We start from the raw sequence: 26,955 nt of genomic DNA, 5'->3' as shown, positions 1-26,955 counted from the left end.
AGCTGATTACTCCTGGTCGAGCTTGCGACTGCGCAGGCTGAACCACGCGCCCAATCCCAACAGCAGAACCGCAAAAGCGATGCTGGAGGGTACCGAGTTCACGCCCGTGCGAGCCAAGGAGCTAGGCATCTTTGGCTGAGACGGAGTACCCGGAACCAGGGACGGTGTCTCGGTTACTCCGGCTACCGGGGGCTGCGGAGCTTGCTCGCCACCGTTTGCATTCGGGGCAGGCTGCGGATGCTCCTGGACACCAGCCACCGGGGGGGTCGGAGTGGTCCCACCAGGACCAGCAGGACCAGCGGGACCCTGGGGGCCAGTCGGGCCAGTCGGGCCAGTCGGTCCCTGCGGGCCGACCGGGCCGGTCGGGCCGGTGGTGCCGCCGGGCGTGGTGATGGTGATCTTGCCGGTCGAAGGTTTCGTCGTCTTCGGATTATCCGGGTCGGTCGGATCGGTGTAGGTTAGGGTGACCTTCACTTCTCCGGTCTTTGACTCAGTCGGGGTTCCCGAGATGACGCAAGCCGTGCCTTCCTTGTTCAACTTGATGGTCAAACCAGCAGCCAGACCCTCCGCGTGGCACACCAGGTTGGTGGTCTTGCCGGGGTTGCTCACCGGAACTTCGACGGGAGCGATAGGCTTCCCGGTTTCTCCAACCACATCCGGGACATTACCCACAGTGGGGACGTTGTCCTTGATGTACTGGTTGCCAGTGCCGGGATCAGCGGTCTTCGGCGTGTTCGGATCGGTCGGATCGGTGTAGGTTAGGGTGACCGTAACCTCGCCGGTCTTGGACTCAGTCGGGGTTCCCGAGATGACGCAAGCCGTGCCTTCCTTGTTCAACTTGATGGTCAAACCAGCAGCCAGCCCCTCCGCGTGGCACACCAGGTTGGTGGTCTTGCCGGGGTTAGCAATCGGCACCTCTATCGGGGTGATGGGCTGGCCTTTCGTTCCATCCACGTCCGGGACAGTCCCGACGGCCGGGGCTACGGAGCAGCCGTTTTCGTCAACCTTGGCGCCAGCCGGGGTGCCCTGGCAGCGATCCTCACCGTTGCCGGGGTTGTTCGGGTTGATTGGATCGTCCACTCCGTCGCCGTCAGAATCCTTACCCTTGATGGTGACATTACCGGTCCTGTCGAAAGAGCCAGCCGGATTATTTTGATCCTGCGGGGTGTAGTTGACAGTCACGGTGTAGGTGGTGCCAGCCGGAACCTTCACGGTCGGGGTGCCTGAAATCACGCACCCACCCTTCGCTTCGTCATAGGCAACGGTCAAGCCCGCCGGCAAATCATTGGATTCGCAGGTGATATTGGCCTTGCCGAGGTTGGTAACCTTCACCACCACCGGGGTGATGGGCTCGTTTACTGTGCCATTGATGTTCGGGGCCGGACCGACGGTCGGGACTACGGAGCAACCGTTGTTGTCAACATAAGCGCCAGCCGGGGTGTCCTGGCAGTGGTCCTCACCGTTGCCGGGATTGTTCGGATCCTCGGGATCGGGCACGCCGTCTCCATCGCTATCGGGTTTGTCAGAGATAACGACGCTGCCATTGCTGGTGGCGGAACCGCCTTTGTACGCAACATCAACCTTCAGGTCGTCCTGGCTGAAAGCACTGTCGGGAACAGTGGCGGTGCTTACCACGCACTTATTGTCTTCCCACTTGGCAGTCAAGCGCAGGGGCAGATCCGTCGAGGTGCAGTCCGTAACAATATTGTCCGGGTCAACGATGGCAATCTGAACAGGGTTGATGACCTTGCCCACAGTGCCGCGCACTGCGAAGTCGCTCACAGTGGGGATGGCACAACCGTCTTCGGTCACCTTGCCCAGGTATCCATTCGGGGTGTTCGGGCACTTGTCCTTGCTATCCTTCACGCCGTCGCCGTCTTTGTCGCCATCGGTAGCGATGAATTTCGCGGGGGTTTTCGCACTGCTCTTATCGCTGTAGGTGACGGTGACCTGCACTATATTTGTGCCTTCCGCAGTGGGAATGAAGGTGATGGCACCGTTCGGGGCAGCTGTACCATCCTCAGGTTCGAAGTCCGTTGCGGAAGCCTTGCCGTCCTTGCCCAGTCCGTTGTACGGCTTGTGTTCTACCTGCGAGGTTGTCACGTCGTCAAACGTGGGAGGCTCTGAGGTAGCGGCCTGGCCAACTTTAGCCCGAGTGTCGGTGTAGTTCGGCTTGTAACGCTGCGCCAAGGTGCAGCCATCCTCGTCCACGACAGAATTAGCCGGGGTATCGGCGCACTTGTCCTTGTCATCAGGCACACCGTCACCGTCGGCATCCTTCGTCTCGGGAAGAGCGGTGAAGGAATCCACCCGCAAAGGCGTTCCCTGGCGGGCTCTGCCATCGGCGCTAAACCCGTAGAGGTTAGCGACGTAAACGGTCTTTTCCGCCAAATCGTCTGGAACAGTGAAGGGGCAGGAACTCAGATTGCCCGTGCTGTCCGGAAGTTCAGACAGGCAGGTCTTGACAACCTGGTTGCCTGTTGTCCACTCGATTTGGTAGCGGGTGCTGGCATTCCAGGCACCGGGCAAACCAGAAGTGGTGGTTTCAGCCGTATCGCCGCGCTTAGCCAGGTTATCGGTGTCATTATACGGGGTCACATCGAATACGATCTGGCCGGGGTACAAGGCAAAGTTGACTTCTTGCAAACCATTTTTGTGCTTATTAAGAGCCCACTTTTCTGTCCAGTAGGTGCTGGGATCGCTCTTGAAGAACGGGCGGTAGTACGGAGAAGTCTGGACAATTCCGTCGTGGTTATCGATGGAGACAAACACCCAATCATCATTGATGTGTTTATGGTCGCACCCGGCACCAAACTTCCCGTCAGCGGCAGAAGCGGCCACGGTATGCAGCAAAGCCTTTTGAGCGGGCTTGCATTTATTGTCTTTGCTGTAGTCGGGGTTGCCCCAGGTGCCGCGGAATTGCAAAGCATAGGTGCCGTCGCCGCGCGTGGTCGTGGTGGCAGTTTCTGCAATCCACTTGTCCGCGCCTTCACTGGCGATTTTCTCTTGGATCCAAGCCTGCATCTCGGCTTCGTCCGCCGGGGTCCATTTCCCCTTCCGAGGGGTCTTCCCCACCGTTTGGTACTTCGCGGTGATTTGCTGCACGGCGTAATCGCTCAGGTAGGAGCCGGTCACCTTGACGCCCATAATGGGAATGTCCTCGTAGCTCTCGTAATGGTAACCATACTGGGCGAGATCCCGCCATTCGCCGCCGCCGTTGAAGAAAAGATTCCAAAAGACACGGCCTTTCACGTTGCCAGAATTCAGGGCTTTGCCGTTGTCGCGCTGGTCGGCGAGGTGAAGCTGGGAGGAATCGAAGCGTTCGGCGTAAACGAAGCGTAGGTTAAATACCTTCGTGTCGAGAACCCGAGCGTGTCCGGCCGCATCCATACCCGGCTCAATCGGGGCAAAATTGTTATGTCCCCAAGACCACAGCAGCTGGTACTTTCCGCTGTCCGGGTTGATGGTCCACACGCGGTACTTTTCGTGATCCTTTCCAGCATGTGGCTTAGCGTCAAACTTAGCGATTTCACCATTAGCTTTGGTGAATTCCTTCATTCCCATGTGGAAACTGCCGTCCGTGCCGGTGGTGGTGGTGTAGATGGGAGAAAGACTGCCATCTCCTTCCATCCACTGACCGTAGACCCTCACACCCGGCATCGGCACGCGAATCGCGTGGGGATCGGTGTAGTTCTTGGTCTTGGCGACGACATTTCGATCCGCAAGATTCGGTACGTCGCCGTCGGCTACGATGTTGCCGACCTTCTGGTTGTAAACCCAACCGGAGATGGTGTGGCCGGCAGAAGCGTCCGTGGTGCTCTCGATAGCCCCACTGATTGGCCCCGGATTGTCCGCATATGCGCCGGCGGTGCCGGCAACCAGAGTCGAGAAAGCCAAAGCAGCTGCGCCAACATAGGCGAGTGCGGCTTTCGTCATTTTTGCTTTACGTATACTATCTTGCCTTCCTGTAGGAACATGAACTCGGAAAACGTTATCCCTGATACGATATTACTCCAGCTATTACTCAGAATAAAAACAGGATTTGATAAGTGTTACCTTACCCCGCATTCACCCTGGTAAACTAGATTTAAACCGTGCTATAATGGCTTTATTTGTATATACAAACCTGTAAAGATACTGGAAAATTCGTTTCTCACCTGAAAATCCCCTGAGAGTTCCGGCCGCGCCCCCACAAAGGGCTTGTGCACCAGCAAACCCCACCACCGCGCTTGTGACCCCGAAAAGCGAAACCCCAGCCAAACCAGGGCGGTCCCCTACCGCACCCTAAAAATCAAAGTCCCCGGCCCGCCACAAACGCGGCGAACCGGGGACATATTCAGTTAATACTCCTGGTCAAACCCGGGGGTCGGGGGTTCCCTCCGCAGCAAACGCCTGAGAGGGAAATCCCGAATCAGCCCTGAGAATACTCAGTGTTTCTTTTCCTCGCGGCGGCTTTGACGAACGAACATCAAACCACCGGCAACCATTACCAGCGCCACCCCAAGGATCACCGGGATTGCAATCGCACCGGTACGCGCCAGAGCCTGCGGCAGACGCGGCTGACTCGTCACCGTCAGCGGAGCAATCGTGCGCGGCGCTTCGTTCACACCCGCCACCGGGGGCCTACCGGGCTGGGCAACACCCGCCTTGGGCTTTTCCGTGACTCCGGCAACCACAGGGCTGTCAGGGTCAGGCAGTCGGTCACCCGGGTCGATGGAGCCGATGCTTCCGCCAAAGCCGCCCGGTCGCGGTGCCGGTTTGATGGTCGCGCTACCCTTGCCCTCCACGGTCGCCGGCTCGTTCTTGCCGTCGTCCTGCGGGTCATAGGTTACGGTCACGGTGTAATCCACCTTTTCGGTCGGCTCGGTGGGAGTGCCGGAGATGACGCACGCCTTCTTCATCGGGTCGTAGGCGATGGTCAAGCCCTTGGGCAAGCCCTTAGCTTTGCAGGACTGGATTTCCGCTCCGCCATCGTTGGTGACGGTAATGACCACCGGGTCGATTTCCTGATTCACCTGACCCTTGATTTCCGGCAGGTCGGCAGGAATGCTCGGCTTCACAGAGCAGCCATTCTGGTCAACTTTCGTACCTCCAGGAGTGCTGGGGCACTTGTCGAGGTCATCGTTGACGCCGTCGCCATCGCTATCCTTCGGTTCAGGTTTCGCGATATTGATGGTGTTCTTTGCCGCCGGAGCCTGCTTGTATTCCTTCTTGCCGTCATCAACCGCGTTGTAGGTCACGGTGACGGCGTATTCCCCGCCCGCTTCCTCAGTCGGAGTACCGGAGATGACACAGGCTGTCTTGTTGTTGACATCGTTCCACTTGACGGTCACGCCCTTCGGCAGGCCGGTTGCCTGGCACTGACCCAGAGCAGCCTTGCCGTCGTTAGTCACCGATACGGTGATTCCCGTAATCGGTTCGCCAACCTTGCCGGTAATAGCGGGAGTATCTCCCAAGCGCGGAGCTACCGAGCAGCCGGTTTGCTTATCGACCTTAGCCCCTGCCGGAGTGTTGCGGCACTGGTCGACACTGTCGTCCACACCGTCCTTATCCTTATCGGAGTCAACAATGCTCACGTCGCCCTCACCCTTGACGGTACCGGTAATGTCGCTGCCGTCATCAACCGGGTCATAGACGACCTCAACAGTAACCTTGTTGGAGGTTTCCTCCGTGGGGGTACCCGAGATGACGCACGCCGTGCCCTCTGCGTTCAGCGCAATCTTCAAACCGTTAGGCAAGCCCGCAGCCTTGCACTCCAGAATCTTGTTTTGGCCCTCATTACTGATGGGAACCACAACGTCCTGGATAGGTTTGTCAATTTCACCATTCACATTAGGAACCGTATCCACCCGAGGTTTCACGGTACAGCCATCTGCGCCGACCTTGGCTTTAGCAGGAGTGTTGGCACACTTATCCTTGCTATTGGGAATGCCATCGTTGTCGTCATCTTTATCGCTGATGGTGACCTTGGCTTCACCAGAGGCGTACAAGTCGCCCTTCTTGCCGTCGTCAACCGGGTTGTAAGCCACGCCTACGGTGTACTTGCCGTCAACCTTTTCGGTAGGCGTACCGGAGATGACGCACGCCGTGTGCTCAGCATTCCACGCCACCCCTAGTCCTGCCGGCAGACCTTTGGCTTTGCAGTTCTTCAGGACAGCCTTACCCGGATTTTCTACCTTCACGGTGACATCGCTGATAGGTTTACCAACCTCACCAGTAATATCGGCAACACCGGAGATAACCGGGGCTACGGAACAACCCTTATTGTCGACCGTGGCGCCAGCGGGAGTTCCCGCACACTTATCCACATCATTGTTGTAGCCATCTCCATCGTCATCTGAGGGAGCCGGCTTCGTGATGTTAATGGTGCCGTCCTGAGAATCGCTGCCGGTCGAGCCGTTATCGACGGGCTCATAGGTCACCGTCACGGTGACTTTCCCGCTAATCGGATCGGTAGGTGTACCGGTGATTTCACAAGACTTGCCATCGGCAGACACCGCGATGCTCAGCCCCTGCGCCAAACCGGTGGCAGAGCAGGCAAACTGGGTGTGGTTCGGGTTATCCACCGGAATCACCACAGGAGTAATAGCCTGATCAGTTTTGCCTTCAATGGCGGGGACGGCTCCCACGGTCGGAGCTACGGCGCAGCCCTTCGCGTCAACCTTGGTACCGGCTGGCGTACCCGGGCAAGCATCGTTGTCATCGTTTACACCGTCACCGTCACTGTCTTTAGGTGCCGGGGGTTCTGTCGGTGTGGAAGGTTCTGCCGGTGTAATCGGATCCGGAATGACCTCACAGCCCGGCTGTTTATTCGGGTCGGTGCTGTCTGCCGGATAGACCAAGGTGCCTTGGGGGGTGCCGGGGCACTTATCAATGTCATCAGTTACGCCGTCGCCGTCCTCGTCACCGGGCTGGGGAGGCACAATGGCGATTTCTCCCTTGACCGGATTAGTGACCTTGCTGTCATTAGTACCGTCATCGACCGGGTTATAGGTTACGGTCACTTCGACCTTGCCCGTAGCTTTCGTGGTGGGGGTGCCTGAGATGACGCAGGCGTGTTCTGACGCCACGTAATCAATCTTTAGCCCTGCCGCCAAGCCCGTGGCGTGGCAAACCAAATCGGTTGCCTGACCGGGGTTAGCCACCGGAACCTTGACCGGGTCGATTTCTTCACCCACAGTGCCAACTACCTTCGGGAAAGAACCGACTTCGGGAGCGACGGTACAACCCGTATCGGGGTTGACTTTGGCTCCGGTAGGAGTCCCCGTACACTTGTCCACATTGTCAGGCGTGCCATCGCCGTCCGTATCGCCATACTTGACGATTTGCTGACCGGAGGTTGAGGCGCTGTCTTTCGGTTCAGACGCCTTGTTATCCGGGGAGTCATACTTCACGCTGACATTGACTTCCACCGGGTCGGTTCCCGCGGTCGGTTCGGTCGGAGTACCGGAAATCACGCACGCCTTGGCGGTTTCGTCCCAAGCAATCGTCAGACCAGCCACCAGACCGGTAGCCTCACACGAGACGATGGTGTTGTTGCCGTCGTTGGCCACCGGAACAGTAATCGGAGTAATTTCCTTGTCTACCGTCCCCTCAATCAGCGGAACCTTGGTGACCACCGGAGCCTTGGCACAACCCTTTTCGTCCACCGCAGTGTCCTTAGGGGTATCCGCGCAGGCATCGTCCTTGTTCAACACACCATCGTTGTCGTCGTCGTCCAGGCCCGGGTCGTGAATAAACACGGTCCCGTCGACCTTAAGTTCTTCTTCAGAAGTGCCTGGGGTCGCGTCAGCACGCTTGTCCGCGTTGTACTTGACATAGACGGTGGCATTGATGGGGGTGTCCAGCGCCACATCGGTGGTTCCGGAGATAACGCAGGCGCTTTGAGCCTGATCCCATTCCACCTTTAAGCCCTTCGGCAGTCCAGCAACTGTGCTTTCCTTAGGTTCAGCGAACACGCCCACACCTTGACCGGACGCCGGAGTCACGGGTTCTACCGCCGGGGCAGGTTCGGGTGCGCTCTGGGTCGTGGTCGAGTTTGGTTCGGCATTGGATTCAGCAGACTCGCTGGACGCAGTACTGCCCGCAGGTTCTTTGCCGGCACTGGTGGGTTCGCTGGTCTTTGTGGTTTCAGTCGGAAGGGTGTCCCCACCGATGTAGGTATCCGCTTCACAGCTGGTGATGGTCAGATTGCCGGTATTATTCACGGGAATAATCACTGGCGTGATGGGTTGACCTTTAATACCGGTTACCGCGAATCCCTTGCCCTGCGGATCGTTGATGGTAGGCGCAATAGCGCACCCATCAGCGTCTACTGTCGCACCTTTCGGGGTGTCAGGGCACTTGTCATCGTGGTTGTTGACACCGTCTTTATCGTCATCACCGGGTTTGGTGATGTTAATCTTGCCCTCAGCCGTGACAGTGGTGTCTTTACCTGCCTTATCCAGCCAAGTGGCGCTGACGGTATAAGTGCTGTCGACGTCTTTCAGTTCCTCAGGCACGCCCGAGATGACACAGCCACCCTTGTCCGCGTTATAGAAAATTTGCAGCCCCTTGGCTAAGCCCGTAGCGGTGCAAGCGACTTTGAAACCATCAGGGTTATTGAGAGGAACGACCTTTTCCGCAATGAGCTCATTAATGACTCCCTTAATTTCCGGCGCCTCTGCGGTGAAGCTCGGCGCGACCTTTTCGGGCTCTACGAACTCAAAAGAGTCCATCGCCATCAACGTGTCGCCCAAGTACAGCGATGCGGTGTAGGCGGTGCCGTCAACCGCATCAGCAGGAACTTCCATGGCACAGCTGCCGGAACCGGGTTCCACGCCGTCACAAGTTTTAACTACTTTACCGGCGGGATCAGTCCACACGACTTTGGAGCCGCCAGGGTGGACAGACTTACCGGTAGCGAAAGCAGTCACGGTTTCTCCGACCTTATTCGCCACGTACTTGTCCAGATTGATACCCACGTTGTAGTACGGTGTGACCGCGAAATGAGTGTTGTACCAGTGAGTGAGGTTGAAGGCCGGCGAAGCTGTTGGAATCGCAGCGGCAAACTCGTTCGGGGCATTCCACGCATTGTCGGTAAACGCAGAGTACGCCGGCATGACGGAACCCTGCGGATCGGTCACGTAGCCATAGACAAAGTTGCGCTGCGCGTCACTAAGTAGGTATGTCTTGCCGTCTACCACTACCTTCTTCTTCGTGAAAGTATCCTTGGAGAACTGGGCGACATAGTATCCGTCTTTGTCTACCGTGGCGGTGGTAGTTTCCTGGATACAGCTCGGATTTGCGGTAACCAATTCTTTCGCGGCTTTCACCCGCGCAATGTTGTCCGAGCCGGCTTCCTTAACACTCTGTTCAGCTTTGATGGCGCATTCCGGGGTCAGCACGGAGAAAACGACCTTGTAGCCAACAGCAAGGGTGTCCTTCCCGTCATAGTCTGGTCCAGAACCTACCGGAGAACCTTGCATTTCCAGCCAGACCCGGCCTTGAATGTAATCCCTGAACTTACCCCGTTCCTTATAAGGCGTGTGGCTGACCGTTTGCCGCTCCAGAGGAGCAATCATATATTCGGCAGGCATCTGGTAGCCGAACAGGGTCACGTTGCTGAAGTACTGCAAATCCACATATTGCGCACCCGCCCCCGTAACGGGCGTTTTCTTGTCATAGTCACCCATCACCCGCGGGTTACCACGAGGACCGGCGCTGGCATCACGAACCAGGACGACCTGTTCGCCAGTAATCGGGTCATTGAAAGGTTCAAACCACACCTTAATCTTGGGTCGCCTCGCCGCACCCGGAAGCATTACGTGATCTTTGCCCGCAGAGTCAGTCCACTTGGGCACGCTGAAAGCATAAGCGCCGTCGGCGGCACTGGTGTAATTGTTGTGAGTGGTGGCGTAGTAAATGGGTGAGACTTGACCATCCGTGTCCTGCCACCGCATATAAATCTTGGTTCCAGCAGGGACGGCGGTGTTTCCACCATTGTTCACCGCATTGGTGGACTTGTCCATAATCACCGCATAGCCAGAAACACGCGCCCCGCCCACACTATCCGTGGTGCCAGAGGTACCTTCTATGCCACCCCAACTCTTTAGGGGCCACGGACCATTGCCTTCAATAGCATCGGCATTGATGGCGGTAGCAACGGTAGTACCTGGTTTGGTGTAATCGGCTTGAGCAGCCATGTTGAGTGCTACTACTGCACCCAGACCGAGAGCGACCGCACTAAATACGGATACGCCCTTCTTTGTGTGTGTCACCCCGCGGGTAACACTTCTCGTAGCTGAACGACCCATTTTTATAACCTCCGTGTTAAATAGGCGACAGATTGAAAATCGCTTTGCTTATATGGTATTTGTTATTTTCAAGAAACTGAATGCCTTTTTTGAGAAAATTTAAATCATTGGTATAGAACATTGAAATAGCGCGGAAGAGTCGGCATTTAGACAAAGTGCAATTGTCCTAACATACTCTCTATGGAGAAAACATTTCAGGTGACAAATAATATCTAACCTGAGTTAATCCAGATAATAGATTTAGAAATGCTGAAATTATTTATGAATAAATGCTGAATGTCTCACAGGATTCATGCTAACGCCGATTGTCTATGAGTAAAGGCTGAGTAAAAAGCTGAGTACTCGCCCCATTTCGGCGTGTCCGGCTACGCAAGGAGAGACACTCTGGCAACCTCACCACCCGGACTTATGCCAAAACAAAACCGCAGCAAAGCCGTGGAGTGCGGCAACCACATTCCCCGCTACGTAAAGGGAAATGTCTGGCCCGGAGTTTGTCGAGCGTAAACTAACGGGGGCCTCCACGTGGAGGCCCCCGCTGGCACGAACCTCACTCCATAGGTTCGCTGCGCATCTGGAATTTCAATGGGCTGGCGCCCAGTTTGAGGTTTTCAATAAACTTTGGTGCCACAACTGCCGCAGAATTGCCCGTCTACCGGGGCATTACAGGCGGGGCAGTTTGTCGGGTGTGCGCCCTGAGCTGGTGCCCCGCCCATCTGGGCACCCATGCCCTGCGGGGGAACTGCCCCCATCTGGGGCTGGGGCATCGGCATAGCGCCAGGCATCCCGGGCTGCATACCCGGCTGCGCCATACCTGGTTGGGGCATACCCATGCCCCCGGCCATCATGCCCCCAGCCATAGGAGCCATGCCCGGCTGACCCATCATGCCCGGCTGCATACCCGGCTGCATCGTCCCAATCGGCTGGCCCATCGGAGCCCCCATGCCGCCAGCACCGGCGCGGAGCTGGGCGAGGGCCTGAATAGTCTGCTGAGCTTCTTGCAACTTTTGCATATCGTTACCCACCCCAAAGAACGAACCGCGCAACCGTACTTCGGGCCAGAACCGGTTGGTGGTGCCCACCACCATGGTGATGTCCGTGACTTCGGAAGGCATTCCCGCATCGTTCATTTGATCGCCGATGGAACGGAAATACTGAGCCATTCCCGAACCGTTGACGAACATATTGGCTGATTGGGAGTTCAGTTCGCCACCCATCGTCCCCATCATTCCCATGCCGCTGCGGAGCGAACCCCGAGAATCGCGATCATACTGGTCGGGGATACCGTCGTTGTCCTCATCGTCCGCGAAAGAATCGTAATGAATTTCCGCATAGAAATTACCCAGTTCGTTAAAGGCAAATACTTGGGCGTTGCCCTGCTGGTAGTCGCGCCCAATCTTAAACCGGAACCAGCCGTGGGTGTCGTCAAGTTCCAGGCAACCGCCGGTCCCAATCGAGCGGGTGACTTGGAACTGGGCGGCACGTTCTTTGTTTGCCTCGCGTAACGCCAGGTGTTCGTTCACGTCCGCAACAGTGCGTTGCTTCCACCCCGAGGACAGGTCGGATAGTTTTTTCTTGCAATCCCCGCACAGGAAGCCGTCTTGTAGCTTTTGTTTGGTGAGCATTCCGGCCTTTTGAGAACACAGCGCGCATTCTTTCGCATCAAATAAACCCATGATTTCCTCCTTGGTATTGACTCCCACTGCGGGATTCTCCACCCCTATGTTTTCAGCGCCACCGCCCAAAACGAACACCCAAATGGGTGAAAACCCGGACGCACCGCCCTTGTGACCGCTCAGACCCCTCCTGAAAAATGCCCGGTCGACACGAAACCGGCTGAGTTTTCACCCTTTTGGGTGTTAAATCGTCTAGATTTTTAGTGAAAGCTGGAGACGAATCAGCCGGGTTGTCAGCGAGGCGACCTGAGCGGACTGTTGAAAACACCGACATTAGGAGGAAAACATGGGCTTGATTCAGGCGGCAGCAGGCGCTATCGGCGGAACACTTGCGGATCAGTGGGTGGATGCCATCGCCGCTCAAGACATGGGGGAAGGTATCGTCTTTACCAAGGGCGTCCAGATGCGCCAAGGCGGGCGCGGGTCTAACAAGCGCGGCTCCGAGGACATCATCACTGACGGCTCTAAGCTGCTGGTTTATGACCGTCAAGCCTTGCTGGTTACTGATTCGGGCAAGATTGTGGACTTTTCCACCGAGCCGGGCGCGTACACGTTTAATTCCGGTTCGGCGCCGTCGCTGTTTACCGGGAGCTTGGGCGATGCGCTGAAAGAGACGTGGAATCGTTTCAAGTTCGGCGGCACTCCTTCCGGGGCACAACAGGCCTTTTACGTCAATCTGCAAGAGATTAAGGGCATCAAGTTCGGCACTCCTAACCCGGTGCAATACTTTGACAACTTCTATAACGCCGAGCTGTTCCTGCGCGCACACGGCACCTATTCCATTCGTATCGTCGACCCGCTGAAGTTCTATGCCGAGGCAATTCCGCGTGATGCCACGCTCGTACACATCGACGACATCAAGGAACAGTACCAAAACGAGTTCCTGGAGGCGTTGCAGGTTTCCATCAACCAGATGAGCGTGGACGGAATCCGCATTTCCCAGGTCACCTCCAAGATGAGCGAGCTGTCGAAGTATATGCGCGACGCTTTGGACGCCGAGTGGCTGCAACAGCGCGGTATCGAGGTTCAGGCCGTTGGTATTGCTTCGATTTCTTACGACGAACAGTCGCGCAAGATGATTGATATGCGCAATCAGGGCGCGATGCTCCAAGATCCCACGATTCGCGAGGGGTTTGTGCAAGGCTCCGTGGCGCGCGGTATCGAGAACGCCGGGTCGAATCCGGCGGGCGCGGGTATGGCCATGATGGGTGTCGGCTTGGGAATGCAGGCCGGCGGCGGTTTCATGGGGGCGGCTTCCGCTTCGAACCAGGCGCAGATGCAGCAGCAGCAGGCGGCGCAGCAGCAGGCGGCGCAGCAGGCTCAGCAGGCCGGGGCGGCGGGTGCTGCGGGTGCGGCCGGCGCGGCTTGGGCTTGCGATTGTGGGACGCAAAACACCGGCAAGTTCTGTTCTAACTGCGGTAAACCGCAGCCGGCGGCCCCGGCTGGGGGCGCCGGAGGCTTTTGCTCGAACTGCGGGGCAAAACTCCCCGACCCGAAACCAAAGTTTTGTGCAAATTGCGGAAACGCATTGGGTTGAGGGTGGAACCCTCAACCCAAAAGAGCGTTTCCGTAACAGCGTGAGACCGGCATAAAAGCAATGTCCAGTGGACATTGCGCCGGTCGAACACCAAACAGAAAACACGCATTGAGCTAACGGCATCCGCCGTTAGCTCAAAAGAGCGTTTCCGTAACAGCGTGAGACCGGCAAGCCGAGCCCTACCGAGCTTCTGCCCCTCCGGCCTTGTGCCAACGCAACAGGCCCTGAACACCGGACTCCACGACCGCCAAAGTGCGATAGAACCCGTCCTGGTTGCCATACCAGGGGTCGGGCACGTCCGCGTGACCTCCGGAAGAATACTGGTCGGAATACCCTGGCGACGTTTGCAGATAATCGCTGATGGAGCCGAAAGGCACGGTGCCGTCGAACTCCCGCCACAGGTGCAGTTTGTCGGCGCTGACCCCGGCGGAGACCATCATGCGCCGCAGAATGCGGGCGTGACCTGTGGTCATTGCTAGCACAAGGTCGGCCTCGCGTAGTTCCGCAGGGGTGGCGCGGTGGGCGAAGTGGCTGGTGGGCAGGGTATAGCCGGCTTCGCGAAGGACTTTTGCCGCACGCCGGTCCAGACCGTGACCGTGCTCTTCGTCTGAGGTTCCTGCTGAATATACGCGCAGGTCAAGCCCTTCTCTGGCGGCGGTTTCGCGCAGGACGATTTCAGCCATCGGGGAGCGACAGATGTTGCCGGTACAAACGACGAGGATATTCACGGGTCGATTGTATCGAAAGCCGCGAACGTGGCACTCTAGGGGCGACTGCGCCACCTGGGCGATGCTTGCCAGTGCATGGCAGTTTCTGGTGGGACTCATGGCGCGACGCGGATTTTCGGACCGGTCGCGATTTCTGATATTTCGGTTCATCTGTATAATTGAGGGGTTGCAAAACGCACGGGGTGTGGCGCAGCTTGGTAGCGTGCTTCGTTCGGGACGAAGAGGCCGCGGGTTCAAATCCCGCCACCCCGACTCCGGTCAAGGTAAGCACCTTGACCGGTTTTGTTTTGCCCGCGAAGCGGGCTAGTTGCGCGACACAGCCGCGTCGCAAGCTTGCTTGCGTAAGTGAGCTGGGCCGCGCAACGTAGCCGCGGACGCAGTCCGCGGCAAAACAAAACCGGAAGGTATTTGCCGCTTCGGCTAAGGGGCATGCAATCGCGCAGCGATTGCGAATACCCCGACAGGGTGTGAGCGGAGCGAACCCCGACGAGAGTACAGAAAGCCCCGGCTAAGGGGCATGCAATCGCGTAGCGATTGCGAATACCCCGACAGGGTGTGAGCGGAGCGAACCCCGGCGGTTAATCATTCGTACTTGTATGCAGGTAGCTTAGCGTTACCCCAGCAAGGCGAGGGGGACGATCACGATGCCGTCAGGGCAGCGGCGATACCGGGGTAGATAGTCCTCGGGAGCGTCAGAAATTTTCGTGAGCATACCGGGGTTTTATCAGCCTATTAGTCGTTTTGCCGAGAACCTATCGGTCGTTTTGCCGGAAACTTATCGGTCGTTTTGCCGAGCTGTTACCCAGTACTTTGCCGAGATAGCGCTGGTCGTTTTGCCGGTTTCATGAGGTGCCATTCGATATCACCGACGCTGTCTCTGAATTTGAGCTTTCTCGCATCTTGTGGACATTTAGCCAGTGAGCCTTTCGGTGCTCAGCAGGGCACAAGCGTGAGGCGGGAGACGAAGCCCGACAGGGGATGGCGAACCCCGAATCGGGAGAAAGCGCAGCAAGCCCTGGCAGCGGGGGGCATCGCCCCCATGTTTTATTGCCGTAACGGCCTAAAACGCCGGTGTACGTGAGAGAATGGACCCGATATCGAAGGTTTCCTTGTCGGTGTAGTTGAGGCACCTTTGCATACAATCCAAGTAGAAAGCCCACTTTCATGAATCGTAAATTTGTCGCAGTAGTATCTTGTCTGGCTTTGGCGGGTACGGGTGTGGGGTTGGCGCAAGCCGCCCCGAAGACGGATCGCATCGGCGGTATCGACCGTTATGATACGGCGGTGCAGATAGCGGCTCGTACTTTTACGGGTCATCAGGACACGGTTTATATCGCCCGTGGTGACTTGCCTGTAGATGCTTTGGTGGCGGGTCAGCTTACCGATGGTCCGGTCTTGTTGTCCCCTCTCGGTCAGGTAAACCCCCGCACCATGCAAGCCCTCCAGGGGTATTCCCCTAAAGAAATCATTTTCTTGGGCAAAGCCTTTCCGGCTTCTACTATCAATGCTTATAAGACTCCAGGCGCCCAGGCGTGGGTTATGGGCGGGAAAGACCGTCAGGAAACTTCGGCTTTGATTGCCGGACGGGCTTTCAATGGTAAGTCGTTGTATCACTTGTATGTGGCTGCCCCTGATGGGGTAGACGCGGTTGCTTCCGGCGCTTTGACTGATGCGCCAATCGTTTTGGCTTACCCTGACGGGCGTGTCCCTAGCGTGGCGGGTCTTCCCGCTGACATGGCACGGGTTTGTATCGGTGCAGCCTGTAACTATGTGTCTGCTAAGGAACGTGTGCAGGGTAAAGACCGTTTCGAGACGGCTGAACTGTTAGCGAAGCGGGCTTTCCCTAACGGTTTCACAAGGGCGTATGTGGGGCGTTCGGATAACTTTATTGACGCCGTGGTCGGCGGCACTTTGACTGACGCCCCGATTCTTTTGGTACACCCCTCTGGGCATGGTAATGACCGTATCAACGCTTTGAACCTCGCCCACGTCACTTTCCTAGGCGGACCTGGAGCGTTACCCGATAACGTCCTTACCCTAAAACCTCAACCCAAACCTACCAACGGTCTCGGCTTACCTTGGGCAGGCAAAATCAACCCGCTTTTCGCCGGTACTGGAGCATTCCAGGGCTGGAATTTCAATGAATACACGGAAGTCTATGATTGGGCTAGCGTAGCAGCGTTTTACGGTGCTCCTCGTGATATTCAGGACAATGCTGTGGTTGACTTTTTCCAAAGTAAAGGGATTATCCTATTTGGCACGAACCTTGTTTCTAGTGATGACTATAGGGTAGCTACAGTCATTTTCAACAAGAACTGGAAATTTCAAGATGATAACGGCACTAAGACCAACGACAATTGTCAAGGTGAGTTGTGTGGTATGACACCTCAACAGAGTGCCTTGTACATTCAGGCGCATATTGATGAGTTTGAAGTAGCTTTGGAGAATGCTATTCAGAGACGTTTACCTGAGTATCGTTTGAACCTTGACCGTAACCCTGAGCTTATTGCTCAGTATCGGGAATGGGCTTCGGGTATGCCTCGTGATGAGCAGGGATGTCGAGATTTGGGACAGGGTTCTTATAATTGTATTCATCATTTCTCAGGTCTTTCTAAAGAAACTATTACTCAAATCATGCCCTCTTATAGAGGTTCGGGTGTTTATGAAGGTATCATAGCTTCTATGAGTACGTCTGCGGGTAATTTCACTACTATTACAGGTAAACAAGAATATATTGCCAGCATTAAAGATATAGCAGATGTTGTCGCTTATCAATTTTTGAATTCTTCTAAAGGGCATTGGGCTTGGGTAGAGAAAGCCGGTCGTTCGGGTAAGTCTTTTGCATGCGGTGCTTCCGCTGTTGCTACACATGGTCCATGGTTCCGTCCTGATACTAACGGGGTTATGGTCGGAGAGGGTGATGTAATGATTTCTTGCGGTTCTTTGGATATGACTCGCGTGACCGTTTACCACTAAAATTTCATACCGTAAAACTCCCCTATCTCCCTATTCGGGTTGATAGGGGAGTTTTATTTGCTTTTTTACTTGTTTGCTCATCACAGTGTTCAAGATAGGAGTAAATGTATGAGTTATTTAAAGTACGTGGCTTCGGCTACGTTATTGTTGTCGTTAGCTGGTTTAGCGGGGGCGTCTCCTGCGCTAGCTAACACCACGGATACCCCACGGGGTACTGCTACCGTTAAGCATTTAGGCAGTGACACTTTTGATGTGGCTCACTCGATAATGCCAGGATATTCCAAAGTTTACTTAGTTGACCGTTCGGAGGTAGCTAAGTCAGCTGCGGTAGGTAGTTTTCAAGATGGCGTCAAGCTGATAGTGGATTCTAAGAATCCTCAGTGGCAGCAAGTCGAGCCATTGCGGCAGGTGATTGCGACATCTCCAAAGACTGCCAAATTTTCGGCAGCCAAGGTTACGGGTCAGGTAGCTGCGGACACTGTTAGTGTAAACGATGCTATCTATCACGGTAAGCAACCTACTGGGGATGTGTATCTTACGTCTGCTGCGGTAGATACTATGCTTACCCAGGCGAACATCAAGGGTAGCCCGATTATCCAGATGAATTCTGATGGTACTATCCCAGCTAATTCGTATACCAGTTCAGCTATTAACCTGTATTGCGTGGGTGCTGCCTGCAATTACAAGTCGGTGCAAGCCCTTTCAGCGATTCCTTTGAAGGGTCTGACTCGGTATCAGACCGCTTTGTACGTGGCTAAGCACGCCTATCCGCAAGGTTTTACCAGTTCTTACCTGGTTAAGGGTAATGATTTGGCGAGTTTGATGGAAGCGACCGCTGTTTCGGGTAAGCCTGTCCTGCTTTATAACTCGACTTTGAAAGACGCGTCTTTCAAAGAACCGCTTTCCAAGGTGGATTCGTTCGTTACAGTAGGTTCGCCGCAACACTTTGAAGAATCTCAAGTACTGTCCATGAAAGAGGGCGGAATTTTCTCCAATTCTGACCTGTTCGTAAAAGGTGTTGACTCGTTAACTGGGTTTACCCTAGACCTTCCGCATACTGCTGAGGGTTCAGTAGGTTTTGATAATTATTCATTGATGCGTGATGGCTGGGTTAATACAGGTCTGTTGCAGATTGCGTCTGACGGTAAAGCTACTTTGCTTTTCTGTGGCTCAGACATATTTGGTAACTGCACTAAGACCGATGCTGACTGGGTACGTTCCATGTTAGCTAAACTGTCTATCCCAGTGACCGTGTTTGGATAAGGGGTATTAACAATGACACAAACGATTTCTAAGAAACTCATTGCTCTTATTATTGCATTATCTGTCGCCCTATCATCTGCTTTGATTGCGAGCGTAGCTATTGTCAATAACCAGTCCACGGCTAATGCCGGTAACGTTATGATGACCCCTAAGATGCGTGTTGGTTGGCATGGGACTACTTACCGTTCCACCGATTGGTCGATAGGTGCAGCGTATTGTTCTCTTATGGACCACCGACCTGGTCCTGGTAATGGTTCTAGCCCCTCAGCTGTTCCTTACACAGCACCAGCTCCAACTAACTCTATTTACTTAGAACCAGACGGGACAGCCCCCAAGACTATTACCGACCCCAACATTATTAAGCAAATTGGGTACGCGATTGCCGCTTTTGGTTATGACCCGCCTGCTAATGACCCCTATCGTGGTTTAGCAATTAAACAAGCGATTTCTGTACTTACCGGAACTCCTTGGCGGTATGCTCAAGGTGGGCAGGTAAAAAATTTTGTTGATACAGGTGTTGTACATAGTGCTAGGCTTTGGGGTACTCAGACTTTGAGAATAAATAAACCCACTCTTAATTGGGATGGAGGTAAAGATAAAGGTGTTGTTGGACAAATGGCTTCTCTTTCCGCCCCTGGTGTTATAGGTGATAAACCTGGGGTTTACTGGATTCCTTGGGTCGGTATGACTACACACCCTCCCGTGGTAAAAATAACTTTAACAGGCGACATGGCAGTTAGCGCCCCAGGTAAACCCAAGGTATGGGAAATGCCGTATAACGAGCATTATCACCCAGATACTCCTATCGGGTTTGTGCGCACGGGTACGGGTCCATGGTCTTATAAGGTTGAGATTTCTAATGTTCCTGACAACACTTTGTTGGAGCAGTACCCCTTGTCTAAGGGTCGCCATTACCAGAATTTGCTTTCTGGTCGCCTAAAGAACCTCTCCACCGACAATCGTGGCGATGTACCCAACATTCCTCCTACTACAGACGTTTCCTTGGAGTTTTCCTCTGACATTTCGTCTAAGGTTATCGAGCCAGGCACTCCTTTCCACGACACTGGTCACGTTACCGCGAAGTCTAACGACCCTGCTGTGCCGGCTACTTGGCCTCAGCGTGAGTTTAACTGGCGAGATTCGGACGGCAATGCGCATACTTCATCGGAGCCGGTGCCTTTCCGTATCAAGTTCCATCTTTGGGGACCTTCGCAGACTCCTATCAAGGAGGGTGAGAACACTGGATTGAACAGGCTTTTTCAATTTGTTTCTCAGCACCCCGCCAGACACCCCAACCCATTTTTTGTCACTGGCTGAGGTATAATTTTGTATGCAATGCAGTCGTTGCATTCAAGGGGGGTGCGATAATGACAATGCTCACAGTGCGAGATTTGAATGAAGAAGACAAACGCCTGTTGCGCATTCGCGCGGCGAGCAATGGACGCTCTATGTCCGCAGAAGTCCGTGCGATTATCCATGACACTGTGCGTAAACCACTTCCGACCCCCACCCCACCACAGAATGAAAGCTGACCAGAGCACATGCTGGAACTGGGTCAATCCGTGGGTGGCGTAGAACTCGACATTCCACCACGAAGTTGACTCTCGAAATCCTGTCCGCCGTAGTAAACGCCGAGAATTTCAACCCTTCGGGCGACTACAGCAAAAGCGACATTGACTCGTCTGCGGAATCCAACTACTCTCAGTCCTGGCCTGAGGTCATTTCGCTGGATACCTACTTGCGGATTATCAGCAAGATTGTCGCAAAAACTCGATGATGGAATCGACAAATGCCTCGGCGCGTTCCGGAAATCCTGACCTCGTCTCAACCCAGGACCATATGTCAGCGAGCTGTCTTTGTGCCTGTGGAGAATACACAACCGCGTTCATTGCGCGGCGGCCATTTTCTGTTCTCTGGCCTCTTTTAATTGTTTTCTCAATTCCGCAGATGTGATGGCTTGGTCGGGATTGGCTCTCAATTCGTCGTAGGCTTCTACCACCTCAGTACGTAGCCACTGCTCCACTGCCGCATCGCGGGCGAACAAGGCGCGCAGTCCGTCTCGGATAACCTCGCTCTCGCTGGCGTATTCCCCGGAATCGACGCGTTGTCGTAAAGCCTCAGCCATGCTGTTTGGCAAGGTGATACTCAGTTGTTTGGTAGTACGCACCGCAACCCCTCCTTCAGTATGATTCAATCATATCAAGAAAGCGTTTTCGTCACATTCAAAACCGCGTACCCCCCGCGTACCCCCACGGCGCAACACGCACAAACCCCTGCAACAAAAACCCAAATCAACAGCCAAAAACGCACCATTTTCAACTGCCACCGACAACCTGAAGCATCCTGGGTTTTGTTCCTACCTGTTTTGAGAGGATTTGGGTATCGCCAAGTGGTATTCGTAGGAGTTTAAGGATCGGGCGGTGCGTATGCTCGTAGATCGCTTGGCTAGAGGGCTAACCCGCGGGGCTCCACTCGTTCTAGGGCGACTTATAGTAGTAATCGACAATATTCGCTAACCACGCGCATATACTGGGCGCGACTTCGAGCTATTTGGAGTCGCGCCCGTTGCGTGTGCGACATCAACGGAGCTAAGCACTATATGGCCGGTAAAGTCCTGCGCTAGTTCAAGGGTCTAGAAAACGCGTGTATCGTGTTTTGTAGGAGAGGAGGACAAGTGAAGCTGTACCGCTACGCCAGCAAGCACCCCTCTTTTTCGCGAATCGTTTTGGCTCTGTTGATCGGAATCACCGGAGCGATTGCCTACCTCGTATCCCAACCTCCTTCAGGCGCAAGTCAGATTCTCGGGCAGATTCTGGTTGGAGGAGCCCTCGTCGCGCTCGCGGCCGGTTACCCAGTAGCGCTGACTGTCAGCCAAATAATCCGTGCGGCCAAAGCGGGGAGTGGTAAGGATCTGCCGGTTCTCGATGCGGGTCTGGACGTTTGGACCCTGTGCGTCTCAGCAGTTTATGAGTTCGGATACCTAGGGTTCTTCAAAGAGGTTGTGCCTACTGCGGACTGGCACGTTCAACTGGTAAACTATCAAACTCATGCGCCGATTTACACGCGGGCATGGCCACACGTGCTGTTCATCTCGTTACTGTTCGTATTCGGGTTCCTCATTTTGCGCTTCAACGAGGCCAAGCAGTTGCCGCCCCTCGTAGTTGTGATTGCGATTGCGGGGCTCTATTTGGGTGTCGCGTTCGGCCTGGCGTGGACTATTCAGATCACAACCTTTGAAAAGGGCCTAGACGCGCTGTTAGTTCTACCTTTGCTGGCTGTGCTTGCGATTGTGGTGAAAATAGTTGCAATCCAAGTTCGAGCCTACGAAGCTGATGAAGACAGACGAGGCCGCATTGATGGCTCCTCTATATTGAGCAAACTGGATGCAATGGTGGCTGATGCGAAACGCTGGCCCCTTCTGGGGTTTGTAGCGACGCTCCCGCTACTTGCCGTGCTGGTCGGGATTCTAGCTTTGTTTGGCCAATCGCCGAGCTTAGTGGTGAGGGCGTTTACAGAGACCAGTGATTGGAACCTGTCACAGCAGGTTGCCCCGCAAAACGTGTATTTTGACGAACACTACCTTTGCACCGTGGCGGCTGGCGGACACCGAACGGTGGTAAAGCCGATTCGCATGGGATTACGTCATGGACGGCCGGTAGTTGTCAATCGCCAGTTGCTTGTGGCAAATGCGTTTGAGCAGATGCTGGAAGAGCGTGTGCCCAGAACCCATCGGGTTATTCGGCGCTTATATGACACGTATGGCTTCCCGATTGCCAAGCTGATCAGATCGCAGTGGGCGGCTGATGCTGTGTGGTTTTTGATGAAACCAGCGGAGTGGTTCTTCCTGGCCGTCCTCTATCTGAATGATCGTCATCCGGAAGATCGCATAGCCCTCCAGTACACGGCCTAACGGAGCCGTACACTTTTAACGCCCGTGTTTCGTGACCCAAGCACGGATTGAGCCAGGTTTCGGTTACTGGCTTTCTATGATCTTCCTGTTGGTTCAGCAATGCTGATCGGTTGTGAACTTCAGTAGGCAAGGCGGTCAGATACGGGTCGCATGACTGTAAAAGAGCTAATGTTTGAAGCCGCCACCCAGTTTTCTGGGAGACGGCTTCAAAGGGTGAAATGCTATTCGCTAGACAGTCCAGTAGGAATCCTTACTGGCGCGCTTTGCGGATACGTGAGCCGATCGCTCCCACCGCAAGGCCTACGAGTGCGATCGCAAGGTAACCCCAAATATTATCGCCACTGGTTTGAATGTTCTCTGGCGGTGCAGGAGTGTTTTCTGCAGTTAGAACGCTTTTGGTGTCGCGGCCAGAGATAATGTTGTCGATCCATTCGGCGGTGCCTGCAACTGTGGTGATTGCAGCACTAGGGGAGGGAAGGTCCGGATCCCCATTGGCAGTTCCAGCGGTAGCAAGTCCCGCAAGCTTTCCGTCGACAAAGAACGGGCCACCAGAGTCACCGCCCTGCATGCCAGCTCTAGAAACTGACTGCACATCCAAGATAGAGGTTTCGATCCTAGGCTGTATGGAGTTGTCGGCGGGGACTTCCGACATCCCCTCAGGATTAGACTCGGTTTGGCCAGTTTCTGTCATTCCAGGTTTTGACTGTGGAGCCTGTGGCGGGGCAGTCTCTGTAGACGCATCAGCGCCGGTAGGTGCCTTGGAATCGGAAGGAGTTTCGGGAGCACTCGGCGTGTCAGAACCGGAAGGTGCGCCACCTAGTAGCTCTTTGACAACCATTTTGGCCATTGGTAGCTGTCCAGATCGTGCCATTGACGAGCTGCTACTCCAACCGTAAAGAGTTCCCGTCTGCCCTGGGGCTGGAATATCGTGGGAGATTTTTGCGGGGGTTGCGTTAGTGACTTTTTCAGTCAGGTGAAGTAACCCTGCGTCAGATGTGGGCGAAAGAGCCCAGGAATCAGCGTTGTAGACCTTTCCAGCGATGCGTGCCTGGGTTCCTTCATTGTTGACCGACTCTAGACAGTGGCGGGCTGTGAGTACCCACTGGTCGGCAACGAGTGTGCCCGTGCAGTCACCAAAGCTACCGATTTTGCCCATTTTGAGCGCAGCAACGGAACTGCTTTCCGCATTATCGGGCGCCGGATCTCCATATTCGAGCGCGAGAGCCGGAGTGGCAGTCATTAGAAGGACGCCGCTGGCAATGGCAGCGACCGAAAAATGTGATTTTTTCACGGTTAATTCCCTTTCCTAGAAGGAACAATGGCCTTGATCGTGGTGGCAACGAGTTTCTCAGCAGGACCCTGTCCTACAAACTTCTTCCAAAGGCTGGCTGCGACGAGGAAGAATACGATGAAACCGATTGCTGACAAAGTGGAATGCAACGCGACATTTTGCTGCCAGTAGAAAGCGGTGAGAATGTGCAGAATGTAAATGGTTAGCGACATTGTTCCCATGGCAGCGAAAGGGTAAACCAAGGTTGAAGAGAGATCGCCTATGAGCACACATAGGTGGATCACTACGGCTGCAACGGCAACGGAGAGGATAATCTCTCCGGCAACACCGGTGTGACCGGTAAAGCTGAGCCAGCTAGGAATGTCTGGGTCAAATCGGAAGTAGATGCCGATACCAGCTATGACAACGCTGATACCGGTTACGATCCAGCTCAGTCGAGTGTTAGGGTTGCTGTTCTCATCGGGGTTGCGCTGTAGTCGGCCGCGCAGGTACACATCGAAAAGAAGCATGCCACCGATGAAGTATGCAATCCATGCCAATAGCGGATAAATCTGTGGCAGTTCGATGGGGGCGTAAACGATTGTTGCGGCGATTGTGGCGGCAATAAATAGACCGAGCCTCCACCACGTTCCCAATGCGGGCATCCAGAAAACTAGGATCATTACCAGGCCCATTACGATGAGGACCACTTGAATCTGTCCACCCACGGGCAGTAGTGCCAGGCCGATGAGGATGATTAAAGCGCCTCGGGCTATCAGCCGCAAGAAAGTGGTGCTGGTGTAGTTTCGTCCAATAATCATCATCGTCGCGCCGGCGATGATGGCAAATAATGATGCGGGTAGGCCAGAGAGTATTACTTTGGTACTCCAAAGTAGCGAGGCCATGTGGATAACTATCATTCCGATGATAGCGAGTGAGCGCGCTACATCAAGCCCCACGATTCGTGAAGGTTTAGACACTCAGTTTCCTCCTTTACTAATACTGAAGCGTACTGGGTTTTGTTTCGTTTCTTATACGGGGGTCAGTGAGCTGACCCGGGTTTGATTATACATATCGATAATGTCGGCTGCAGTGCGGAATCCGAGCGCTTCGTGTAGGCGCTCATTGTTCCACCAGTGCACCCAGTTCAGCGTGGCGAACTCAACCTCTGTCAGTGATGCCCAGGGGTGGGAGTAGATCAACTCAGCCTTGTATAGGCCGTTGATAGCCTCGGCTAGCGCGTTATCGTAGGAATCACCCACCCTCCCCGTGGAGGGCTTGATCCCGTAATCAGCCAGTTTCTCGTTATAGGCAATACTCGTGTACTGCGAGCCATGATCGCAGTGATGCGTAAGATTCACGAGAGTTTCTTTCGCTGCCTGGATGGCTTGCTCGAGCGCCTCCAGCGGTAGAGCCTCGGTTTTCATTGAGGATCGCGTCGCCCAGCCTACAATCTTTCGGCTATAAACATCGGTTACGAACGCTGTATACACGAACAATCAGCAGCCAACCGATCAGAAAGCAACCACACCGCCCGATCATTAAACCCCTGAGAATACCTCTTAGACATATCCCTAATCCTCTCAAAAACAAGTAGGAACAAAACCCAGTACGCTTCAGAACAATGGAGACAAGAAAACACGGTCAACGCTTAAACCACGTGGACCTAATTCTTAGGCCGCCCCAGCGTCAACCCAAACTTTGTCAGAACGGCCTGACACCCCGCTTGCTATTCCGTCACTAGGGTAAACGATCTACTTGTGGCGCTCGACTGCCCCGGACTTACACCGCCCACCGATTCATGCTTCACAGGTTCACGAGGTCTTGCTTGGGGTAGATGATGGCTTTTTCGATAAATTCTGGGGTGGTGTGAATCATGTCCCAGAAGTCTTGGATGGGCGGGGGTGAACCCGCCGTTGCTGGTGGGACGCGAGCAAGTCTTGGCAGATTTCGAGCCAGGCCAGCTCAATGGGGTGGATATGCCGCAACGTTTCAGTGGGTGACATGGTGGAACAGAACCAGGAACGGGGTGGCATATCAGGGTCAAGCACTTCCTCTCCGGCTTAATCACGATTTTGGGCATCAGGACCGGTGCCCAGCACTTCGGTCGGTAGAGTCAAAACACGACCAGGGTTTAATGGTTTCGCACTCTCGGGTCACGGTCGGTGCCAATGACTCCAGTTCTGTTCTCAATTCGGTCCGCTTGTATCACAAAGATTTTGGGTCCCGGGTCCTTACTTCGGCGTTGGATAGCCTCTAGCTGAGATGTCAGAATCCCGGCGAGTTTGGCCATAGTCATGTTCGCGTTTGAGAAAGTAAAATACACCAATCGGTTACGCACTACGGCATCAAATTCCACTGCATTCCGCATAATGCGGGAATCCTTGGTTAATACAACCCAGCCTTTCTGACCACACAGATTCATCCACTCTACGTCGGTAACGGTGGATCCCAATTTTTTACCGTAGTAGTCGGAAAGATACACGACATCAAGCCCTGAGTCACCCAATACATCCCTGATAGTCTTGGCTTCTAAACAGCGGTCTATGAAAAAGGTGGGCATGAGTCAGACATTCTCTTCATGCGCACATAGCGAGCTGTTCAACCAAACCTGGATCAAGGCCGTATTCCGCAGCAACTGAGGCATATGTTTCCCCGGCCTCTAAGAAACCCATGAGAGTTCCCACTGCCAGACCGGAGTCTTTCAATGTTGGGACCCCGCCGTTAACCTGGGGATTTACACTCACGTGCACGCCACCATAGCGCAACGTTAAATCAATCTCTTTCGGGGTGCGGCATTCATCAAAGAATGAGATGCGCTGCAAATATGATTCAATGACTTCCGTCATCACGGTTTGACCATTGCGCGCAACAACGAGCTTCATGGCCTCCCCGTCCGCATGCTCAGCGTATTCGTAGAGAATCTCGGCACCATCGGTATAGAGGCGTTCTGAAAGGAGCGCATGATCATCATTTAGCTTCTGACGCAACGCCTGTACCGCAGGTCGTATTCTCTGCATACTCAGACCGGTTTTACGAAATGCCTTTAACATCGTGGCCTCTGCAATTCCCACAAATGGAATTGAAGGGGATCGGCGCGGCCGATTCAACCGCGTCACAATAGGTTGGGTCTGATCCAAGGGAGAACCCCACCGGACAGTAGTGTTTTCAGGTAATCCCACATAACGGTCGACCTCAATAGGGAGGTACAAGCCCGTTCGATAAACGAGCTCTTCAAGATTCACAGTTTCCATCATTTCCCCCCTTTTCTCACGTTTCTATTGTAACGGTACCAGCCTATGC

At 54.6% G+C, this 26,955-nt stretch carries 16 protein-coding genes, 1 tRNA gene and 1 pseudogene; 8 read left to right on the top strand and 10 right to left on the bottom strand.

Going from position 1 to position 26,955, the window contains the following annotated elements:
• Nucleotides 1–6: 6 nt before the first annotated feature.
• The 3 genes from Q0X47_RS06155 to Q0X47_RS06145 form a co-directional block, all read right to left on the bottom strand.
• Entirely contained in the window at nucleotides 7–3,936 is a 3,930-nt protein-coding gene (locus Q0X47_RS06155; protein ID WP_297723933.1) for a putative Ig domain-containing protein, read from the bottom strand.
• Between the two features lie 491 nt (nucleotides 3,937–4,427).
• Nucleotides 4,428–10,259 (bottom strand): thrombospondin type 3 repeat-containing protein, encoded by a 5,832-nt coding sequence (locus Q0X47_RS06150; protein ID WP_297723932.1) that lies wholly within the window; start codon nucleotides 10,257–10,259, stop codon nucleotides 4,428–4,430.
• Nucleotides 10,260–10,903: 644 nt separating this feature from the next.
• Nucleotides 10,904–11,968 (bottom strand): DUF4428 domain-containing protein, encoded by a 1,065-nt coding sequence (locus Q0X47_RS06145; protein ID WP_297723930.1) that lies wholly within the window; start codon nucleotides 11,966–11,968, stop codon nucleotides 10,904–10,906.
• Between the two features lie 286 nt (nucleotides 11,969–12,254).
• Between Q0X47_RS06145 and Q0X47_RS06140 the strand changes: the two genes are divergently transcribed.
• A complete protein-coding gene (locus tag Q0X47_RS06140) occupies nucleotides 12,255–13,505 on the top strand; it encodes an SPFH domain-containing protein (RefSeq protein ID WP_297723928.1) in 1,251 nt (416 codons plus the stop codon).
• Nucleotides 13,506–13,684: 179 nt separating this feature from the next.
• Here the strand turns inward: Q0X47_RS06140 and Q0X47_RS06135 are convergent, their stop codons facing one another.
• Nucleotides 13,685–14,233, bottom strand: coding sequence for a low molecular weight protein-tyrosine-phosphatase (locus Q0X47_RS06135; RefSeq protein WP_297723926.1), 549 nt, complete (start codon nucleotides 14,231–14,233; stop codon nucleotides 13,685–13,687).
• 178 nt (nucleotides 14,234–14,411) lie between these two features.
• On the opposite strand from Q0X47_RS06135, the gene Q0X47_RS06130 reads away from it, so the two are divergent.
• From Q0X47_RS06130 to Q0X47_RS06105, 6 genes are all read left to right on the top strand, one after another.
• Nucleotides 14,412–14,485 (top strand) — tRNA-Pro (locus Q0X47_RS06130).
• 966 nt (nucleotides 14,486–15,451) lie between these two features.
• Nucleotides 15,452–17,209, top strand: coding sequence for a cell wall-binding repeat-containing protein (locus Q0X47_RS06125; protein ID WP_297723958.1), 1,758 nt, complete (start codon nucleotides 15,452–15,454; stop codon nucleotides 17,207–17,209).
• A 108-nt stretch (nucleotides 17,210–17,317) separates the two neighbouring features.
• Nucleotides 17,318–18,472 carry a hypothetical protein gene (locus Q0X47_RS06120; RefSeq protein WP_297723924.1) on the top strand — a complete coding sequence of 385 codons (1,155 nt, stop codon included), beginning with the start codon at nucleotides 17,318–17,320 and terminating at the stop codon, nucleotides 18,470–18,472.
• Between the two features lie 12 nt (nucleotides 18,473–18,484).
• Nucleotides 18,485–19,789 (top strand): hypothetical protein, encoded by a 1,305-nt coding sequence (locus Q0X47_RS06115; RefSeq protein ID WP_297723922.1) that lies wholly within the window; start codon nucleotides 18,485–18,487, stop codon nucleotides 19,787–19,789.
• Between the two features lie 50 nt (nucleotides 19,790–19,839).
• On the top strand, nucleotides 19,840–20,004 hold the full coding sequence (locus tag Q0X47_RS06110; RefSeq protein WP_297723920.1) for a FitA-like ribbon-helix-helix domain-containing protein: 165 nt from the start codon (nucleotides 19,840–19,842) through the stop codon (nucleotides 20,002–20,004).
• Between the two features lie 65 nt (nucleotides 20,005–20,069).
• Nucleotides 20,070–20,249 (top strand): hypothetical protein, encoded by a 180-nt coding sequence (locus Q0X47_RS06105; protein WP_297723918.1) that lies wholly within the window; start codon nucleotides 20,070–20,072, stop codon nucleotides 20,247–20,249.
• Between the two features lie 108 nt (nucleotides 20,250–20,357).
• Here Q0X47_RS06105 and Q0X47_RS06100 read toward each other — a convergent pair whose 3' ends face one another.
• Nucleotides 20,358–20,639 carry a type II toxin-antitoxin system ParD family antitoxin gene (locus Q0X47_RS06100; RefSeq protein ID WP_297723916.1) on the bottom strand — a complete coding sequence of 94 codons (282 nt, stop codon included), beginning with the start codon at nucleotides 20,637–20,639 and terminating at the stop codon, nucleotides 20,358–20,360.
• 507 nt (nucleotides 20,640–21,146) lie between these two features.
• On the opposite strand from Q0X47_RS06100, the gene Q0X47_RS06095 reads away from it, so the two are divergent.
• On the top strand, nucleotides 21,147–22,382 hold the full coding sequence (locus Q0X47_RS06095) for a DUF6688 family protein (protein ID WP_297723914.1): 1,236 nt from the start codon (nucleotides 21,147–21,149) through the stop codon (nucleotides 22,380–22,382).
• Between the two features lie 250 nt (nucleotides 22,383–22,632).
• Here the strand turns inward: Q0X47_RS06095 and Q0X47_RS06090 are convergent, their stop codons facing one another.
• From Q0X47_RS06090 to Q0X47_RS06075, 5 genes and pseudogenes are all read right to left on the bottom strand, one after another.
• Nucleotides 22,633–23,673 (bottom strand): trypsin-like serine protease, encoded by a 1,041-nt coding sequence (locus Q0X47_RS06090; protein WP_297723913.1) that lies wholly within the window; start codon nucleotides 23,671–23,673, stop codon nucleotides 22,633–22,635.
• 2 nt (nucleotides 23,674–23,675) lie between these two features.
• Complete coding sequence (locus Q0X47_RS06085; RefSeq protein WP_297723911.1) at nucleotides 23,676–24,632, bottom strand: DUF418 domain-containing protein; 957 nt, start codon at nucleotides 24,630–24,632, stop codon at nucleotides 23,676–23,678.
• A 51-nt stretch (nucleotides 24,633–24,683) separates the two neighbouring features.
• Nucleotides 24,684–25,148: pseudogene (locus tag Q0X47_RS06080) on the bottom strand (transposase); the annotation flags it as partial.
• Nucleotides 25,149–25,786: 638 nt separating this feature from the next.
• The gene (locus Q0X47_RS08675; RefSeq protein ID WP_367178286.1) at nucleotides 25,787–26,215 is read right to left on the bottom strand and encodes a hypothetical protein; all 429 of its coding nucleotides are present in this window, start codon (nucleotides 26,213–26,215) and stop codon (nucleotides 25,787–25,789) included.
• A 16-nt stretch (nucleotides 26,216–26,231) separates the two neighbouring features.
• Nucleotides 26,232–26,909 (bottom strand): DUF433 domain-containing protein, encoded by a 678-nt coding sequence (locus Q0X47_RS06075; protein WP_297723909.1) that lies wholly within the window; start codon nucleotides 26,907–26,909, stop codon nucleotides 26,232–26,234.
• Nucleotides 26,910–26,955 lie beyond the last annotated feature (46 nt).

This window comes from uncultured Mobiluncus sp. (assembly GCF_947254095.1).
Classification (GTDB): Bacteria; Actinomycetota; Actinomycetes; order Actinomycetales; family Actinomycetaceae; genus Mobiluncus.
This window is presented reverse-complemented; position numbering and strand designations above follow the sequence as displayed.

Bases quoted from the DNA above. Each gene is read 5' to 3' on its own strand.
- Q0X47_RS08675 (WP_367178286.1), bottom strand. From the start codon at position 26,215: ATGCCCACCTTTTTCATAGACCGCTGTTTAGAAGCCAAGACTATCAGG.
- Q0X47_RS06140 (WP_297723928.1), top strand. From the start codon at position 12,255: ATGGGCTTGATTCAGGCGGCAGCAGGCGCTATCGGCGGAACACTTGCG.
- Q0X47_RS06075 (WP_297723909.1), bottom strand. From the start codon at position 26,909: ATGATGGAAACTGTGAATCTTGAAGAGCTCGTTTATCGAACGGGCTTG.
- Q0X47_RS06110 (WP_297723920.1), top strand. From the start codon at position 19,840: ATGACAATGCTCACAGTGCGAGATTTGAATGAAGAAGACAAACGCCTG.
- Q0X47_RS06115 (WP_297723922.1), top strand. From the start codon at position 18,485: ATGACACAAACGATTTCTAAGAAACTCATTGCTCTTATTATTGCATTA.
- Q0X47_RS06145 (WP_297723930.1), bottom strand. From the start codon at position 11,968: ATGGGTTTATTTGATGCGAAAGAATGCGCGCTGTGTTCTCAAAAGGCC.
- Q0X47_RS06155 (WP_297723933.1), bottom strand. From the start codon at position 3,936: ATGACGAAAGCCGCACTCGCCTATGTTGGCGCAGCTGCTTTGGCTTTC.
- Q0X47_RS06120 (WP_297723924.1), top strand. From the start codon at position 17,318: ATGAGTTATTTAAAGTACGTGGCTTCGGCTACGTTATTGTTGTCGTTA.